At 67.3% G+C, this 15,463-nt stretch carries 16 protein-coding genes; 9 read left to right on the top strand and 7 right to left on the bottom strand.

What is annotated here, in order from left to right:
• Window positions 1-65: 65 nt before the first annotated feature.
• The 5 genes from BV210_RS00825 to BV210_RS00805 all read left to right on the top strand — a co-directional run bounded on the left by BV210_RS00825 (window position 66) and on the right by BV210_RS00805 (window position 5,163).
• A complete protein-coding gene (locus BV210_RS00825; protein WP_077204810.1) occupies window positions 66-1,463 on the top strand; it encodes a response regulator in 1,398 nt (465 codons plus the stop codon).
• Window positions 1,464-1,544: 81 nt separating this feature from the next.
• Window positions 1,545-2,330, top strand: a complete 786-nt coding sequence (locus tag BV210_RS00820; RefSeq protein ID WP_077204809.1) for an HAD-IIA family hydrolase — start codon at window positions 1,545-1,547, stop codon at window positions 2,328-2,330.
• Between the two features lie 96 nt (window positions 2,331-2,426).
• On the top strand, window positions 2,427-3,023 hold the full coding sequence (locus BV210_RS00815; RefSeq protein ID WP_077204808.1) for a DJ-1/PfpI family protein: 597 nt from the start codon (window positions 2,427-2,429) through the stop codon (window positions 3,021-3,023).
• A 50-nt stretch (window positions 3,024-3,073) separates the two neighbouring features.
• Window positions 3,074-4,330: a PQQ-binding-like beta-propeller repeat protein gene (locus BV210_RS00810; RefSeq protein ID WP_077204807.1), complete on the top strand. Its 1,257-nt coding sequence runs from the start codon at window positions 3,074-3,076 to the stop codon at window positions 4,328-4,330.
• Between the two features lie 2 nt (window positions 4,331-4,332).
• Window positions 4,333-5,163: a hypothetical protein gene (locus BV210_RS00805; protein ID WP_157525742.1), complete on the top strand. Its 831-nt coding sequence runs from the start codon at window positions 4,333-4,335 to the stop codon at window positions 5,161-5,163.
• A gap of 9 nt (window positions 5,164-5,172) precedes the next feature.
• Here BV210_RS00805 and BV210_RS00800 read toward each other — a convergent pair whose 3' ends face one another.
• The 4 genes from BV210_RS00800 to BV210_RS00785 all read right to left on the bottom strand — a co-directional run bounded on the left by BV210_RS00800 (window position 5,173) and on the right by BV210_RS00785 (window position 8,946).
• Window positions 5,173-5,964: a cyclase family protein gene (locus BV210_RS00800; RefSeq protein WP_077204805.1), complete on the bottom strand. Its 792-nt coding sequence runs from the start codon at window positions 5,962-5,964 to the stop codon at window positions 5,173-5,175.
• 49 nt (window positions 5,965-6,013) lie between these two features.
• A complete protein-coding gene (locus BV210_RS00795; RefSeq protein ID WP_077204804.1) occupies window positions 6,014-6,913 on the bottom strand; it encodes a phosphatase PAP2 family protein in 900 nt (299 codons plus the stop codon).
• A 164-nt stretch (window positions 6,914-7,077) separates the two neighbouring features.
• Window positions 7,078-7,998: an arginase gene (rocF, locus tag BV210_RS00790; RefSeq protein WP_077204803.1), complete on the bottom strand. Its 921-nt coding sequence runs from the start codon at window positions 7,996-7,998 to the stop codon at window positions 7,078-7,080.
• 30 nt (window positions 7,999-8,028) lie between these two features.
• Window positions 8,029-8,946: an NAD-dependent epimerase/dehydratase family protein gene (locus BV210_RS00785; protein WP_077204802.1), complete on the bottom strand. Its 918-nt coding sequence runs from the start codon at window positions 8,944-8,946 to the stop codon at window positions 8,029-8,031.
• A 155-nt stretch (window positions 8,947-9,101) separates the two neighbouring features.
• Between BV210_RS00785 and BV210_RS00780 the strand changes: the two genes are divergently transcribed.
• From BV210_RS00780 to BV210_RS00770, 3 genes are all read left to right on the top strand, one after another.
• The gene (locus tag BV210_RS00780) at window positions 9,102-9,635 is read left to right on the top strand and encodes an Rrf2 family transcriptional regulator (protein ID WP_077204801.1); all 534 of its coding nucleotides are present in this window, start codon (window positions 9,102-9,104) and stop codon (window positions 9,633-9,635) included.
• 196 nt (window positions 9,636-9,831) lie between these two features.
• On the top strand, window positions 9,832-10,995 hold the full coding sequence (locus BV210_RS00775; RefSeq protein ID WP_077204800.1) for an NAD(P)/FAD-dependent oxidoreductase: 1,164 nt from the start codon (window positions 9,832-9,834) through the stop codon (window positions 10,993-10,995).
• Window positions 10,996-11,317: 322 nt separating this feature from the next.
• A complete protein-coding gene (locus BV210_RS00770) occupies window positions 11,318-11,953 on the top strand; it encodes a rhomboid family intramembrane serine protease (RefSeq protein WP_172824866.1) in 636 nt (211 codons plus the stop codon).
• Window positions 11,954-11,985: 32 nt separating this feature from the next.
• On the opposite strand, the gene BV210_RS00765 is transcribed toward BV210_RS00770, so the two are convergent.
• Window positions 11,986-12,831, bottom strand: a complete 846-nt coding sequence (locus BV210_RS00765) for a nucleoside phosphorylase (RefSeq protein WP_077204798.1) — start codon at window positions 12,829-12,831, stop codon at window positions 11,986-11,988.
• Window positions 12,828-13,217, bottom strand: a complete 390-nt coding sequence (gene cdd / locus BV210_RS00760; protein ID WP_077204797.1) for a cytidine deaminase — start codon at window positions 13,215-13,217, stop codon at window positions 12,828-12,830. Before cdd ends, BV210_RS00765 begins: the two co-directional genes overlap by 4 nt.
• 96 nt (window positions 13,218-13,313) lie before the next feature.
• On the opposite strand from cdd, the gene BV210_RS00755 reads away from it, so the two are divergent.
• The gene (locus BV210_RS00755; RefSeq protein WP_077204796.1) at window positions 13,314-14,114 is read left to right on the top strand and encodes a hypothetical protein; all 801 of its coding nucleotides are present in this window, start codon (window positions 13,314-13,316) and stop codon (window positions 14,112-14,114) included.
• On the opposite strand, the gene BV210_RS00750 is transcribed toward BV210_RS00755, so the two are convergent.
• A complete protein-coding gene (locus BV210_RS00750) occupies window positions 14,111-15,457 on the bottom strand; it encodes a phosphomannomutase (protein ID WP_077204795.1) in 1,347 nt (448 codons plus the stop codon). The two genes, BV210_RS00755 and BV210_RS00750, sit on opposite strands and share 4 nt — an antisense overlap.
• Window positions 15,458-15,463 lie beyond the last annotated feature (6 nt).

The following is a 15,463-nucleotide window of genomic DNA, read 5'->3' as shown; positions in this document are numbered from 1 at the left end:
ACGTATGGCCAGTCCGTCCGTCGTCCTGTGCTGCGTGTGTCGACCTCTCAGGGAGAATCACAACCATGAGTGAGGACATTCGCGTGCTGGTCGTCGACGACAGCGAGTTCTTCGCAGAGATGACCGCCGGAACGCTCGCGGAGGACCACGGCATGGAGTCCCACTGGGCCACCGGGGCCGACGAGGCGATGGACGTACTGGCCGACGCCGAGATCGACTGCATCGTCAGCGACTACGAGATGCCAGGTCCTGACGGGCTGGAACTGATGGCGATGGTTCGCGCGGAACACGGGGAGGTCCCCTTCATCCTGTTGACCGGGCGGGGTACCGAGGAGATCGCCAGCGAAGCGATCTCGGCGGGCGTTGACGACTACATCCTCAAACTCGAAGTCGTCGAGGATCAGCAGTACCAGCAACTGGCCAACCGGATCGAGAGCGCGGTCGACCAGCAGCGGACCCAGCGGCGCTACGAACTGCTCGTCGACAACACGCCGGACGTGGTCACACAGGTCGAACACGACGGGACGATCGTCGCCGCCAACCCCGCGATGGCCGACCTCGCCGGCGTCGACCGCGACTCCCTGCGCGGGGCCGACCTCACCGAGCAGTTCCCCGAGACGGGCGAGTCCTGGCTGACGGCCGGCCAGGCGGTGCTGGAGACCGGCGAATCCCGGACCTTCGAGAGCGAACTCGACGGCCGACACTTCCACAACATCGTCGTCCCCGTCGACATCCGCACAGAACGGGATACCTTCCAGTTGATCGCCCGCGACGTGACCGAGCGGACCGAGCGCGCCCGGGAACTCAAGCGCAAGAACGAGCGGCTGGATCGCTTCGCCAGTATGGTCTCACACGACCTCAAGGGACCGCTGGACATCGCGTCGATGAACGCGAAACTGCTGGGCGAGGAGTTCGAGGAGCCCCCGGAACAACTGGAAGCGATCCAGCGCTCCCACGACCGGATGGATCGGCTCATCGACGACGTGTTGACGCTGGCCCGGCAGGGCGACACCGTCGACGACCCCGTGGCGACGACCGTCGGCGCGGCCGCCGAGAAAGTCTGGCCCTACGTCGACGCCGATGCCACCGACCTCGTCGTGGAGACGGACGCGGAGATCATGGCCGACGACGCCCGCCTGCAGGAACTGCTGAGCAACCTCTTCCGGAACGCCATCACGCACGGCGACGCCGACACGGTCCGGGTCGGGACGTTCGCGTCCGGCTCCGGCGACGGACGTGACGAGACCGCCCTCGCCTTCTACGTCGCCGACGACGGCACGGGCATCCCCGAAGACGAGTACCAGACGGTGTTCGAGACGGGCTTCTCGACGGCCGGCGACGGGACGGGCTTCGGGCTGGCCATCGTCCAACAGATCGCCGACGCCCACGGCTGGACGGTCGAGGTCGGTGAGAGCGAGGCAAACGGCGCGCGCTTCGACGTGACCGGCGTCGAACCCGCCTGATCCTCGGCTGGGTGGTTCGCCGTTCCGCCGCTCGTGCCGGGACCACGGTCGTTATGCCGCTGGTGATCCTGCGTCGGGACGATGACATACCGCGGCGTGGTGCTCGATCTCGACGGGACGGTCTACCGCGGCGGCGAACTCCTCCCCGGCGCGGCCGAGACGGTCGACGCGATCCGCGAACTGGGACTCTCGCTGTGCTGTTTCTCGAATAACCCCACCAAGACGCGGGCGGCGTACGTCGACCGCCTCGCCGGTCTGGAAATCGAAATCGACGAAAGCGAAGTCCTCTCGGCGGGAACCGTCACCACCGACTATCTCGTCGACGAACACGCCGGCGACGACTGCTTCCTGATCGGGTCGCCGGGCCTGCGCGAGCAACTGGTCGACGCCGGCGTCTCGCTGACCGACGAGCCGACCACCGCAGACGTGGTGGTCGCCTCCTGGGACCGCGAGTTCGACTACGACGACATGACCGATGGCCTGCGCGCGCTAGAGGACCCGTCGACGGCCTTCGTCGGCTCCGACCCCGACCGGACGGTCCCCGCCTCGGGCGGCCGCTCGGTCCCCGGGTCGGGGGCGATCATCGGTGCCGTCGCGGCCGTCGCCGACCGCGACCCCGACCGCGTACTGGGTAAGCCCTCGCCGGAGTCTATCGCCGCCGTCGAGGACGCCATCGGCGTCGCGCCCGGGGAGTGCCTGCTCGTGGGTGATCGCCTCGACACCGATATCGCGATGGGTGAACGCGCCGGGATGACGACCGCGCTCGTGCTGACGGGGGCCGCCGACCGCGACGACGTGGCCGAGTCCGACGTGCGGCCGGATCACGTCCTCGATGGTATCGGCGACGTGCCAGACCTGCTGGACTGAGTGATCCGCTCACGACCGGCCGTTCACCGGTCCGGCTAGTTTATGTCCGTGCCACCCGTTATCGTACGACGTGTTCCAGCCGAACACGGATTCACCATGACTGGCAAGCAGATCCTGATGATCGTCGGCGACTTCGGGGAGGACTACGAGACGATGGTTCCCTTCCAGACCCTCCAGACAGTCGGCCACGAGGTCGACGCCGTCTGTCCGGAGAAGGAGGCGGGTGACACCTGCAAGACGGCGATCCACGACTTCCGGGGCGATCAGACCTACATGGAAGATCGCGGGCACAACTTCCAGGTGACCGAAACGATGGCCGTGATCGATCCGGCCGACTACGACGCGCTGGTCGTCCCCGGCGGGCGAGCACCCGAGTACCTGCGCACACACGACGAGGTCATCGAGACGGTCCAGCACTTCTTCGAGGCCGGCAAGCCGGTGGCGTCACTCTGTCACGGCCCGCAGATCCTCGCCGCCGCGGACGTACTGGACGGCTACGAGATGACGACCTATCCCGCCGTTCGAGCCGAGGCCGAGGCCGCGGGCTGTTCGTGGGTCGACGAGGTGACCCGCGACCGCAACCTCGTGACCGGACAGGACTGGAGCGATCACGTCGAGTGGCTCGCGGAGTTCCTCGACATGCTCGGCACCGATATCGAACACGGCGAACCGGTCGCGCCGGCGGACGACTGACTGGTCACTGAACCGCAAAGTTATCGACGGCGGCGGCGAAACCGTCCGGCGTGATTCGCCGCCCTCCACTCTCCAGACGCGCCCTGCTGTCGGGTATCGGTGCCCTCGGACTCGGTACCGGAGCAGTCGTGGCCGCCGGTGACGACCGGTCCGACGGGTCCGACTGGCCGATGTATCGCCACGACCCCGCCGGGACCGCACACGCGCCCGAGGCGAGCGTCCCGCGGGAGAAACCGACCGAACGGTGGAGCCACGAGTTCGACAACATGGGATTCAGGACACCGGGACCGATCCTCTACGATGGCCAGGTGTTCGTGGCTCGTGAGTCGCTGACAGCGTTCGATGCCGCCTCGGGCGACAGCCTGTTCCGAATCGCGTCCGACGACGACGGGAGCCAGTTCCTGTCCACCCCGGCGGTAGCGTCCGCCCGGGCATACGTGACGCCGAGTCTCGTCACGGCGTCCGAGTACGGGTTCCAGGCGATCGGAGTCGACGGAGGTCCGGATCTACCGGTGATCGACGGGAGCGGGCTGGCACGGCGCTGGTCTACCGACGAACAACCGGACAGTCAACTCCTCGCGTCGCTGGGGTTCGGCGACGGCCGGCAGTCCCCACCCGTCGCGGCCGGCGGGACCGTGTTCGCCCCAGACGACGGTATCGTCGCGGTGGACGCCAGTTCCGGCTCGGTTCGATGGCGGACTCCGGTCGAAAGCTTCGCCTCTCGTCCCGCAGTCGCCGACGGGAGTCTGTATACTGTCTCGTACGACGGGACGATCACGGAGTACGCGGTCGACGGGGGAACACAGCGCTGGACCGCATCGACGCCGGCAGTCCGACAGGAGCTACAGCCCACGGTTGCGAACGGGTCGCTGTACCTGGCACACGAGGCCGGCGTCACGGCGCTGGACCCGGACGGCGGTGACGAACGCTGGACGAGCGGCGAGCCGGACGGCGAATACGGTCGGTACGTCACGCCGGCGACGGTGACGCAAGACGCCGTCTACGCGGCGGGATCCGCGCTGCTCGGCGACGAGGACGACGGACTCGTCGCACTCGACGCCGAGTCCGGTGAACGGCTTTGGGACGCGCCTCTTCAGTCGATGAGCGAAGGTGACGACGGCCCGGCCGTCGCAGACGGTGTCGTTCTCCAGCCGGACCACTACACCCTCCGGGCGTTCGACGCCGCGACCGGCGAGGAACTGTGGCGGATCGACCGCGAAACACAGGTCTCACAGCCGGCCATCGGCCGCGACGGTCGGTTCTACCTCGCAGATGGCCTCTCTATCGCCGCCTACGGAGGTGCCTGATCGTGCCATACCGCGTTCCCGGGATGTCGGCACGGGACGAGACACTGGGAGGAGGCGTCACGGGGGCACTGAGCCACGGGACCAGCGTCTTTCTCAGCCGACCCGCACTGTTCGTCCCCTTCCTCGTCGCCGGACTCGTGATCGTCGGCGTCGAGCAAGCCATGCTCACCGATCCCGTCCCGGTCACGACGGCCCAGTCGGTGACCGGGAGCGGCGTCGATCTGAAACTACCGATCGTGCCGGTCGAACAGCGGCGCGTGACGACGCCGCCGACAGCCCTGTGGGGGCTCAAACTCCGCTGGCTCGCCGAGCGAGCGCTGTTCGCCGCAGCGACGACCGGGACCACTGCACTGGCCGGTGCGGTCGCCGTCACCGGAATGTACGAGGGCGGTCTCCGGCCCGGCATCCGCTCGCTCGACGCGAGTTCGGCAGCACGTGCGATCGGCTACGTGGTCGGATTCGGGCTGGCCCTGCTCCCCGTCTACGTACTCGTCTGGACAGCACCCCTCCTCGTCGTGCCGGCGTTCCTCCTGATTCTGTTCGGCGCCGCCCGCCTGTTCGTCGCGTTCCCACTGGTCGCGCGTGGCGAGTCGATCACGGCTGCGGTCCGGAAGAGCTGGGATCGGATGGCGGGCTACGGAATCTCGATCGGCCTCCTCTTCGTCGCCCTGGGTGTGTTCGGCCTGTCGCGGCAGTTCGGCTTCTTCGGCGGCGGCCTCGCGACGGTGCTGGTCGGCGTTCCCCAGATCGCGACCATGACCGTCCTCGCCTTCTGGACCGAACCGACCGACGAACCCGGCGGGAGTGTCACCGTCGACACCGACGACATCTGATCCGCCGCCTCACTCCTCGATCATCGCAACGGGACGCACCCACCCCGCGCTCGCGCTCTCGATCTTCACGGGGAAGGTGACGACCGGCACGTCGGTCCGGCGGGGCAACTCGTCGAGGTTGGCCATCTTCTCGATCTGGCAGTATTCGACCTCCCGACCCGCGAAGTGGGCGGGCCAGAGTTCAGCCTCGTCGCCGCTCTCGACGTAGCGACGGCCCATCTCGTCGAAGGGCTTGTCGAAGCCGTAGGCGTCGGTGCCGATCACTTTCACTCCGCGCTCGACGAGGTGTTTCGTCGCCGCCGCGCCCATGCCCGGGAACTCGGTCAGGTACTCCGGCTCACCCCACAACTCGTCTGCACCGGTCTCGATGAAGACGAGTTCGCCGGCCGAGAGCGTGTGATCGAGGTCGGCCAGTCGCTCGTCGAGCATCTCCGGCGTGATCTCCGCGCCGGCCGCCAGATCCCTGAAGTCGAGGATCACGGCGTTCCCGCAACACCACTCCAGCGGGATCTCGTCGATCGTCTTCGCCGGTTCGCCGTCGCACTCGGGGCCGTAGTGCCACGGGGCGTCCAGATGCGTGCCGGCGTGGGGGATCGCGGTGACCTCCTCCCACGCGAGCCCCTGTCCGTCGGGGAACTCCTCGCCGTCGACGTCGTGACCCATGGCCTGCAGGTTCTCCGCGAGGCTGGCCGCGCCCGCCTCGTGGTCCATGTACTCGATCTCGGGCGGGAAGGGTTCGCTGGCGACGCCCGGTTCGAGGCCGACGCTCAGGTCGATCAACTGCTTGGTTGCGAAGTCCATGCGTTCACGTCGGCCACCGGCGACAAGGGGTTTTCCCGGGTAACCGGGGTCAGGCAAACCGTTCGCCCAGCACCGGGGCCGCGACGACACCGCCGCCCGCCACTGCGGCACCGGCGAACGCGACCGGCACGGGCGGGTCGAGCACGTAGAACGCGCCGAACAGCGTCCCGACCGCGACCAGTACGAGGGCGCTGCCAAGCAGTTCGCGGCGGTTCGCGGGACGGCTCGGTGTCGCGTCGGCGACGGTGCGCCACGCGAGCCAGCCGCCGATCGCGGTCCCGGCCGCCGCCACGCTCTCGCCGGAGCCATCGACGACCACCCCGACGATCCCCGCCGCGACCGCGACGGCGAGAACGCGACCGGGAGCGGTGCCACCGTCCGCGAGCCAGTAGCAGGCTCCCAGCACCGCGAGACCGAGGGCGATCCCGGCGATCACGTCCACGGCGTAGTGGACGCCGAGGACGAGCCGGGAGGTGACGACTATCGTGACGACGACGCTCGCGAGGCCGAACCGCACGCGGTCGGACAGGTCGTCGAGGACGAGCGCCACCCCGCCCCAGACCATCGTCGACCCGAGGGCGTGGCCGCTCGGGAATCCCGGACCCGTACCGGTTGCGATGTTCTCGAACACCGCGGCCAGTACGGGCGGGAGCCACGCCACCGCGGGCGCGTCGGCGGCACCGGGCGGCCGCGGGAGGCCGAAGAGCGCTTTGACTGCGCCCACGAGCGCGACGTAGGCGAACACGAGCGCGAGGACGAACAGTCCGTGTCGCCTGTCGACGTACACGCTGGGCAATTCGGTCCCAGCCAGATAGAGGACGCTCCCGAGGGCGAACAGGAACCAGACGTCCCCGAGTTGCGTGAGGAGACCGAACAGCGCGATTACGGCTACATCTGTCCCTTCGTGCAAGAACTCGGTGATGCCGATGCCGCGGTCGATTCCGGGCATTGTCAAGGTGTGGGTGGATCGATCACTATCGACACGACGGGGACTGAAACGCGCCTACACGTCCACGACTCGGTCGGTGTCGTCGAAGGTTCGATGATCGGTGTGAGTGCCAGACGAACCAAAACAGTGACGGATACCGATCCGGCGATCCGGACACGAGCGCGTCACAGGATCACTTTCCCGAGCGCGCTCGCGGCGAGTTCCACGGCCAACTCGGCGGTCTGGTTGTGCTGGTCGAGGATCGGGTTGACCTCGACGAGTTCCATACTCGACAGTCGGCCGGCCTCGGCAGTGCGTTCGGCGATCAACTCCATGGCGGCGTGGGCTTCCCGATACGAGACGCCGCCGCGAACTGGGGTACCGACGCCCGGCGCTTCGGTGGGATCGAGCCAGTCCAGATCGAGGCTGACGTGGACGCCGTCGGTACCGTCGCTGGCGATATCGAGCGCTTCGGTGACCACCTCCGTGACGCCGCGGGCGTCGACGTCGGTCATCGTGTACGCGGTCACGTCGCTCTCGCGGATGTTCTCCCGCTCGCCCTCGTCGACGCTGCGCAGGCCGACCAGGGCGACGTTCTCCTCGGAGACGTTCGGAGCCGGTGCCCAGTCGGTGTCGGCGAAGATTCCTTTCCCGAGGATGGCGGCGAGGCTCATCCCGTGGACGTTGCCGCTGGGCGTCGTCGCTGGCGTGTTGAAGTCGCCGTGGGCGTCGAACCAGAGGATGCCGGTCTCGGCTTCGCGGGAGACGCCACCCGCGGTCCCGACAGCGATCGAGTGGTCACCGCCCAGAACCAGCGGTACGTCCCCCTCTTCGACGGTGTCGGCGACCTCGTGGGCGAGGCGAGTACAGACGGTCTCGGTCTCGCCGAGGAACTTGGCGTCGCCCGTGTCCGGCGTGCCGGCGTCGGGGTCGCTCCCCTCGGGCCGCGGGACGTGTACGTCGCCCCAGTCGGTGCAAGCCACGTTCAGGCCCTCGATCTCCTCGGCGAGGCCCGCGTATCGGATGGCCGAGGGACCCATGTCGACGCCGCGTCGGTCCGCCCCGAGGTCCATCGGGACGCCGACGATCCGCACGTTGCGGTCCATCACCTCGACCTCTGTCGCCGACCTACAAAATTACTGGTACTGCGCACAGACCCGCTCGATCCCCTCTTCGAAGTCGATCTCGGGCTCCCAGCCCGTCGCCGCGTTGATCTTCGAGATGTCCGCGCAGGTGTCGTGAACGTACACGTCCTCGGGGATCGGGTTCTCGACGTACTCCGGTTCGATGTCGGTCCCCAGTTCGTCGTTGAGCATCTCCACGACGGTGTTGAACGAGTAGGCGTCGCCGGTCCCGAGGTTGTAGATCCCGGTCAACTCGTGGTCGGCGGTCGTCTCGATCCCGCGAACGATGTCCTCGACGTGCGTGAAGTCGCGGGTCTGTTCGCCGTCGCCGTAGAGGACCGGGGACTCGCCGTTGGCCATGTCGTCGGCGAACTGTGCGATGACGTTTGCGTACTCGCCCTTGTGTTCCTCCGCGCCGCCGTAGCCCTGGTAGACCGAGAAGAAGCGCAGGCCGGCCATGTTCATGTCGTGGTAGTTGGCGAAGTACTCGGCGTAGCGCTCGCGGGCGAGTTTCGAGGCCTCGTAGCCCGTGTTCACGGCCACGGGCATATCTTCGGGCGAGGGCTCGGTCCGACTGCCGTAGATAGAGGAGGTCGTCGCGTAGACGACCGTCTCACAGCCTGCCTCCCGTGCCTGTTCGACCGTGTTGACGAATCCCTCCACGTTGACCCGGGCCCCGCGCTGGGGGTCGTCCTCGTGCATCTGGAGCGAGGACAGCGCCGCCAGGTGGAAGACTACGTCAACGTCCACGGGCAGGTCGTCGTCGAGGACGCTGGCGTCGACGAACTCGACCTCGTCGTCGAGGTTCTCGTCCGTCCCCAGGTAGCCGTCGTCGAGGGCGATGACCTCGTTGTCGGCGGCCAGATGGTTCGCGAGGTTCGAACCGATAAACCCAGCGCCCCCCGTCACGAGCACGCGTTTATCTTTCATACTTCGACATCTTAGCCACTAATCAAATACGTGTCGTTTCCCGGAACATCTGACGCGGAGCGCCGTCGGGAGCCCTCCGCTCTCGGCCCCCGGACACGTCCGCGAACATTCGGCTATCCGCCGGCTTTATGGAAAGCTACGTCGAACGTCCCGTAATGTCATCAATCGAACTCACGCCGAGCCAGAAAAACATCCTTCAGGAACTGGTCAACCTTCACCGACAGTCCGAGAGCGCGGTCAAAGGTGAGGACATCGCCGAACAGGTCGACCGTAACCCTGGCACGATTCGCAACCAGATGCAGAGTCTCAAAGCCCTCCAGCTGGTCGAGGGTGTACCCGGGCCGAAAGGTGGCTACAAGCCGACCTCGAACGCCTACGAGGCGCTCCAGGTCCAGAACATGGACGAGGCCGCGGACGTCCCCCTGAAACACAACGGCGAGCAGGTCCCGAGCGCGAACGTCGAGGAGATCGACCTCACGAGCGTCCACCACCCCGAGGAGTGCCGCGCCGAGATCAAGCTCCAGGGTTCGATTTCGGAGTTCCACGAGGGCGACACCATGACCGTCGGCCCGACACCCCTGTCGAAGCTCCGCATCATCGGCACCATCGAGGGGAAAGACGACACCAGCAACATCCTCATCCTCACGATCGACGACATGAAAGCCCCGGTCGGCGACGTCGCGAAGTGACCGCCTGACCGTCCAGCGACTCCACGATTTCTTCGTCCCGCTTCACCGACGCGACTCCGCCAGCCGTCGAAACACCGGCTAACGCCCTCGCTATCCCCCGAACCCCACTCCTCGAAACGGGGCCGCCTATAAAAACTGACGACATGGGGATGGCGATTTCAAAGCCTTTGTATCGGGTGACTACTCAGATCCGGGTATGACTGACGATGTCGTCGTGCTCGGCTCCGGCTACGCCGGTGCTGGCGCGATCAAGAGTCTCGAATCGGAAGTTGGCGACGACGCCGATATCACCTGGATCTCCGACGTCGACTACCACCTCGTTCTCCACGAGTCCCACCGTTGCATCCGGGACCCGAGCATTCAGGACAAGATCACGATCCCCGTCGAGGACATCAAATCCCCCAGCACACGCTTCGTTCAGAGCGAAGTCGAAGACATCGACACCGACGACCGGACAGTCGAGTTGGCCGACGACTCCGCGGTCGACTACGACTACCTGCTGGTCGCCATCGGCTCCCAGACCGCCTTCTTCGGCATCGACGGTCTCGAAGAGCACGCGCACACGCTGAAAGGACTCGACGACGCGCTCGGCATCCACGAAGACGTGAAGGAGGCCGCCCGCGAAGCCTCGCAGTCCGACCCCGCACAGGTCGTCGTCGGCGGTGCCGGCCTGTCGGGCATCCAGAGCGCCGGCGAGATTGCCGAGTTCCGCGACGACCACCGCGCGCCCATCGACATCCACCTCGTCGAGGGCCTCGACGAGATCTTCCCGGGCAACGACCCCGAAGTTCAGGGTGCCCTGCGCAAACGGCTGGAAGCGCTGGACGTGAACATCATGACCGGCGAGTTCATCGGCGAGGTCGACGAGGAGACGGTCTACATCGGCGACGAGACCGAACTCGACTACGACGTGCTCCTCTGGACCGGCGGCATCACGGGTCAGGACGCCGTCAGCGACGTGGACCTCGAACAGGACGAGCGCAACCACCGCATCAACACGGGCATGAACTTCCAGACGGAGGACGACCGCGTCTTCGCCATCGGTGACTGCGCCCTCATCGACCAGCCCGGCGAGAACCCCGCGCCGCCGACCGCCGAGGCCGCCTGGGAGGCCGCCGACCACGTCGGGACGAACATGGCTCGCGCGATGCGCGGCCAGCCCCTCGAGGACTGGACGTTCCAGAGCAAGGGGACGGCCATCTCGGTCGGCGAGGACGCCGTCGCCCACGACGTGAAGTACATGCCGATGGAGACCTTCGGCGGCTTCCTCGCCCGCAACCTGAAGAAGGCCATCGCCGCCCGCTGGATCGCCTCTATCACCGGTCCGGGCCGCGCCGCGAAGGCCTGGCCCGACATGTGAACTCCTGTTGAGTCACCATCACTAAAGGGCCGGACGACGACTCCGGGACATGGAGCCCTGGACCCCACGCGAGGCCGTCCGGTATACACCGATCTACTTCCTTTTCGTTTTGACCGTCGTTACCGTCCTGGAACTACTGTTCTACGACGTACCAGCCACCCTCGGCGACGCGGTCGTTCGTAGCCTGCCGGTACCGTCGGTATCGCCGGTGGGCTGGCCTTCGTCCACCTCACCCGCTGGCACTACGAGTTGAAGGCGGCCTGACGCCGACTCGTCAGTGACGCTACCTTTTTATCGTGCGTCCGTGAAGTCGACCGCGTTCGTGCCGAGTCGACCGATCCTGAGCGGATGGCTGCCCACCGTTCGAGCCCTCTCCCAGTTCAAACGAAAGTTCCCGTTCACGATCTTCCTGATCGCTGGGGTCGGCTGGCTGCTTGTCACCAACGGCGTCAGGATCGAAGACGTGTTCGGGCCGTCCCCAAGTCCGTTCAACCCAATCTTTCATCTCTCGAACCAGTTCTTCCACGCGAGTCTCGACCACTATCGGGGGAATATGCTCGTGCTCGTCCCACTCGGGGTCGTGCTGACGCTGCTGACGAGCGACAAGCACGTCCTCGGCGTGGTCGTCGGAGCCGATGCGCTGGCGAGTTTCGTCTACCACCTCGGCTCCGGTCCCGTGGTCGGCTCCAGTGGCATCGCGTTCGCCATCATCGGCGTGTTGATCGTCAGGACCGTCGGTGACGCAATGCAGAACGCATCGGTGGAATGGTTGTTGACCATCATGGTCGGCCTCTTTCTCCCCTTCTTTCTGGTGCTGTTCGTCGTGGCCGTCGCCCTCCACGGGACCTGGGTCGCACACTTCGGCCACTTGCTCTCCTTCGCGTTCGGTGGGATGTTAGAGGCCGCCTTCGTCCTCGTCGGTCACGCGACCGACGAACGGCTCGTACTCTCGTGGTGACGCAGTCGATCACCGGCCCGAACCGCTCTTTTTCACTCCAGCCCCAGCCCCGCGTGCCACTCGCTCGCGCCCGACTCCGAAACCCGCTCGTCCATCTCCGCCAGCAGATGCGTCGCGAGACTCGCCGTCTTCGCGGCCCGCCGCTCGCCTTCGGTCCGGAACTCGCCGGTGACGCGATTGGCGTAGACCGAACAGACCGCACCTGCCCGGAGGCCGTAGACGTTCGCCAGCGTCAGGATGGCGCTGGCCTCCATCTCGAAGTTCAGGACGTTCGCGGCCCGCAACTCCGCGACCAGTTCGTCGCTCCCGCGGGCCTCGAAGCCCTCGAAACCGGGGCGGCCCTGCCCCGCGTAGAACGAATCGGTCGAGCAGGTCAGGCCGACGTGGTAGTCGTAGTCCAGCCGTTCCGCGGCGGCGACGAGGGCGGCGACGACGGCGTGGTTCGCGACCGCCGGGTAGTCCTCGCGGACGTACTCGTCGCTGGTCCCCTCTTGCCGGACCGCGCCGCGGGTGATCACGAGGTCGCCGACGGCCGCCTCCTCCCGGATCGCACCGCAGGAGCCGACGCGAATCAGCGTCTCCGCACCCACGCGAGCGAGTTCCTCCGTGGCGATTGCCGCCGAGGGGCTGCCGATCCCGGTCGACGTGACCGAGATGGGTGTGCCCTCGTAGGCACCGGTCGCGGTGCGGTACTCCCGGTGCTCGGCGACCACGTCGCTGTGGTCCCACGCGTCGGTGATCTTCGGGACGCGTTCGGGGTTGCCCGGCAGGAGGACGGTTTCGGCCACGTCCTCGGGGCGGACATCGAGGTGGTACTGTTCGCCGTCGTTGGGGTCTTCGCTGTCCATGCGGCCCTCGTCCGACTGCTCCCCGCTCATTTTCCCAGTGTCTCGGCGCTGATGGCCGCGGGCAGCAGTTCGCCCAGTCGGTACGCCGTCGTCGCGTCACCCTCGTCGCAGACGACGACGAGGTCGTCGTCGCAGAACTCCATGAGGGTCTGCCGGCACATCCCACAGGGGGTCACGCCGTCGCGCTCGCTCGAAGAGACGGCGAGACGGTCGAACTCCCGGTGGCCGGCCTCGACCGCCTTCCCGACGGCCAGTTCCTCGGCGTGTAAGCTGTTGCTGTAGTTCGCGTTCTCGACGTTACACCCGGTGAAGACGGTGCCGTCGGCGGTCCGGAGCGCCGCCCCGACCCGGTACTCCGAGTACGGGACGTGTGCGTTCGCCTGCGCGGACCGCGCACGCTCGACCAGATCATCCATGGTCGATGCCGACGGGGCGACCGGACAAATACCCTCCCCACCTCCACGATCAGAACTGACGGACGATTTATGAGGCACTGTTGACAACATGTGTGTATGCGGTTCACGCATTCGATCTATCGGTCGCTGGTGGGGACCTATCTCGCCTTGCTCTTCGGCCCGTTGGCCGCCGCGCTGGCAGGCGCGTCAGGGGTCGTCGACCCGTGGGCGGCGCTGGCGGTCGTCGCCCTCGTTGCTGGGGGACTTGGATACGCGGTCGGGGGCCAACTGGACGTGGAGCGACTGGCCACGTCGCTCCCGCTGGCCGTTCCGCCCGTGATTCTGCCGCTCGGGTACCTGGTGTGGCTGATCGCACTGCTCGCGCACAACCCCGGCATCAGTCCCCTCAACCTGCTGGTCCGGCCGGCCACGCTCGGCCTGCTGGCCGTCGCACCGGCGGTCGCGCTCGTCGAACTCGGTACCCGGTCGGTGACGGTCTCACGGATCGAGACCGCGGAGGTGTTACACGCCTTCGAGACCCGTCCCGATCGGCGCGAACGGCGTGTCACGTACGGTGCGTTGTCGGTCGGCCTGGGGGCCGTCGCCGGTCTGCTGGGCGTGCTGGTACTGCTGGAGCAGGCACCTATCGCGCTCCTCCTCGGCGTAATCGTCGTCGTTGCGCTCGCGCTGACCGTGGTGCTCGGCTCGGACGACCGGCGGGTCGTCGTCACGGACGCCGGTGTGGCCGTCGACGGCGCGTTCACCGGCTGGGAGGACGTGGAGTCGTTCTCTGTCTCCGAGGACTCCCTGGTCGTTCGACCCCGGGGCTGGTTCACCGACGTGTATCGACTCGATCTCTCCGCGGGCCCCGACCCCGACCAGTTACAGTCCACGTTCGAGACCCACGCAAGAAATTAGTCGACGGCGCACTCGACTGCCTCGACGGTTTCTGCGATCAGTTCGTCCACCTCGTCGCTCTCCGCGTAGACCCGCACGTACGGTTCCGTCCCGCTGGGACGGACGAGCACCCAGGACGCGTCCGGGAAGGCCATGCGCACTCCGTACTCCGTCTCGACGGTGGCCTCCGGGAACAGTTCGGGAAGCCGTTCTTCGACCCGTTGCATCGTCGCCGCTTTCTGCTCGTCGGGACACCGGACGTTCGCTTTCCGGTAGGGACGTTCGGTCACTGGCTCTGTCAGCCGACTCAGCCCCGACGCCGCGACCAGTCGCGTCAGGACGGCCGCGCTGACCACGCCGTCGATCCAGTCGCCGAAGCCGGTGTGCATGTGCTTCCACGGTTCGGCGGCGAACACGACCTCGGTCTCCCTGTCGCCGTCGGCGCGTGCCGCGGCCAGTCCCTCGTGGAGGACGCCAAGCGCCGTTCGCTCGACGCGGCCGCCGGCGGCCTCGACCCGCTCGTCGATCCGGGCGGAGGCGTTGGGCGTCGTCACCACGACGGGATCACCGGCCGCGCTCTCGCGGACGTACCGCTCGGCCAGGACTGCCAGCACTGTGTCCTCGTGGACGATCTCCCCGTCTTCGTCGACGAGAACGATCCGGTCTGCGTCGCCGTCGTGCCCGATCCCGAGATCGGCGTCGCCGTCGGCCACGAACGCCCGCAGGTCGGCCAGACTCTCCGGGGTCGGCTTGCTCTCCCGGCCGGGAAAGTGGCCGTCGACGGTGGCGTTCAGCGCGCGCACGTCAGCCCCGAGCGCCCGGAGGACCTGTGGCGTCGCGACGCTACCCATCCCGTTACCGCAGTCGACGGCGACCGTCAGCCCATCGGGTGATGCACCGAACCCCGCGGCGTAGTCGACGACGGCCGCGCGGTATCGCTCCAGCACGTCCAGTTCGGTCGCCTCGCCCCACGCGTCCCAGGCCGCTGGATCGCACCCTTCCTCGACGCGGGCCTCGATCCGGGCCTCGGCGTCGTCGCCGTACTCCTGCCCGTCGACGAACAGTTTGAGCCCGTTGTCGGTCGGTGGGTTGTGACTGGCGGTGATCATCAAACCGCGTCGGCCCCGTGAGGCGTACGCGAGCGCCGGTGTGGGAACCTCGCCGATCCGGCAGACGGTCGCGCCGCCGCTCTCCAGGCCGGCCGCGACGGCCGCGGCGAGCGCCGGACTCGTCTCTCTTCCGTCGCGTCCGAGCACGAACTCGTCGCCGTCGGCCGCTGCCGCGCGACCGACGGCCAGCGCCAGTTCCGGCGTCACCCGACCGTCCACCGGGCCGCGGATACCGGCCGTTCCGAACAGTTTCATGACTGG

The sequence above is a fragment of the Halorientalis sp. IM1011 genome, assembly GCF_001989615.1.
Classification (GTDB): domain Archaea; phylum Halobacteriota; class Halobacteria; order Halobacteriales; family Haloarculaceae; genus Halorientalis.
Note: the sequence above shows the minus strand (reverse complement) of the source record. Positions and strands in the feature narration are given on the sequence as shown.

Coding starts and splice junctions, on each gene's coding strand:
- BV210_RS00765 (WP_077204798.1), bottom strand. CDS start 12,831: ATGAGCGGGGAGCAGTCGGACGAGGGCCGCATGGACAGCGAAGACCCC.
- BV210_RS00815 (WP_077204808.1), top strand. CDS start 2,427: ATGACTGGCAAGCAGATCCTGATGATCGTCGGCGACTTCGGGGAGGAC.
- BV210_RS00785 (WP_077204802.1), bottom strand. CDS start 8,946: ATGAAAGATAAACGCGTGCTCGTGACGGGGGGCGCTGGGTTTATCGGT.
- BV210_RS00780 (WP_077204801.1), top strand. CDS start 9,102: ATGTCATCAATCGAACTCACGCCGAGCCAGAAAAACATCCTTCAGGAA.
- BV210_RS00795 (WP_077204804.1), bottom strand. CDS start 6,913: ATGCCCGGAATCGACCGCGGCATCGGCATCACCGAGTTCTTGCACGAA.
- rocF (WP_077204803.1), bottom strand. CDS start 7,998: ATGGACCGCAACGTGCGGATCGTCGGCGTCCCGATGGACCTCGGGGCG.
- BV210_RS00750 (WP_077204795.1), bottom strand. CDS start 15,457: ATGAAACTGTTCGGAACGGCCGGTATCCGCGGCCCGGTGGACGGTCGG.
- BV210_RS00800 (WP_077204805.1), bottom strand. CDS start 5,964: ATGGACTTCGCAACCAAGCAGTTGATCGACCTGAGCGTCGGCCTCGAA.
- BV210_RS00755 (WP_077204796.1), top strand. CDS start 13,314: ATGCGGTTCACGCATTCGATCTATCGGTCGCTGGTGGGGACCTATCTC.
- BV210_RS00775 (WP_077204800.1), top strand. CDS start 9,832: ATGACTGACGATGTCGTCGTGCTCGGCTCCGGCTACGCCGGTGCTGGC.
- BV210_RS00820 (WP_077204809.1), top strand. CDS start 1,545: ATGACATACCGCGGCGTGGTGCTCGATCTCGACGGGACGGTCTACCGC.
- cdd (WP_077204797.1), bottom strand. CDS start 13,217: ATGGATGATCTGGTCGAGCGTGCGCGGTCCGCGCAGGCGAACGCACAC.
- BV210_RS00825 (WP_077204810.1), top strand. CDS start 66: ATGAGTGAGGACATTCGCGTGCTGGTCGTCGACGACAGCGAGTTCTTC.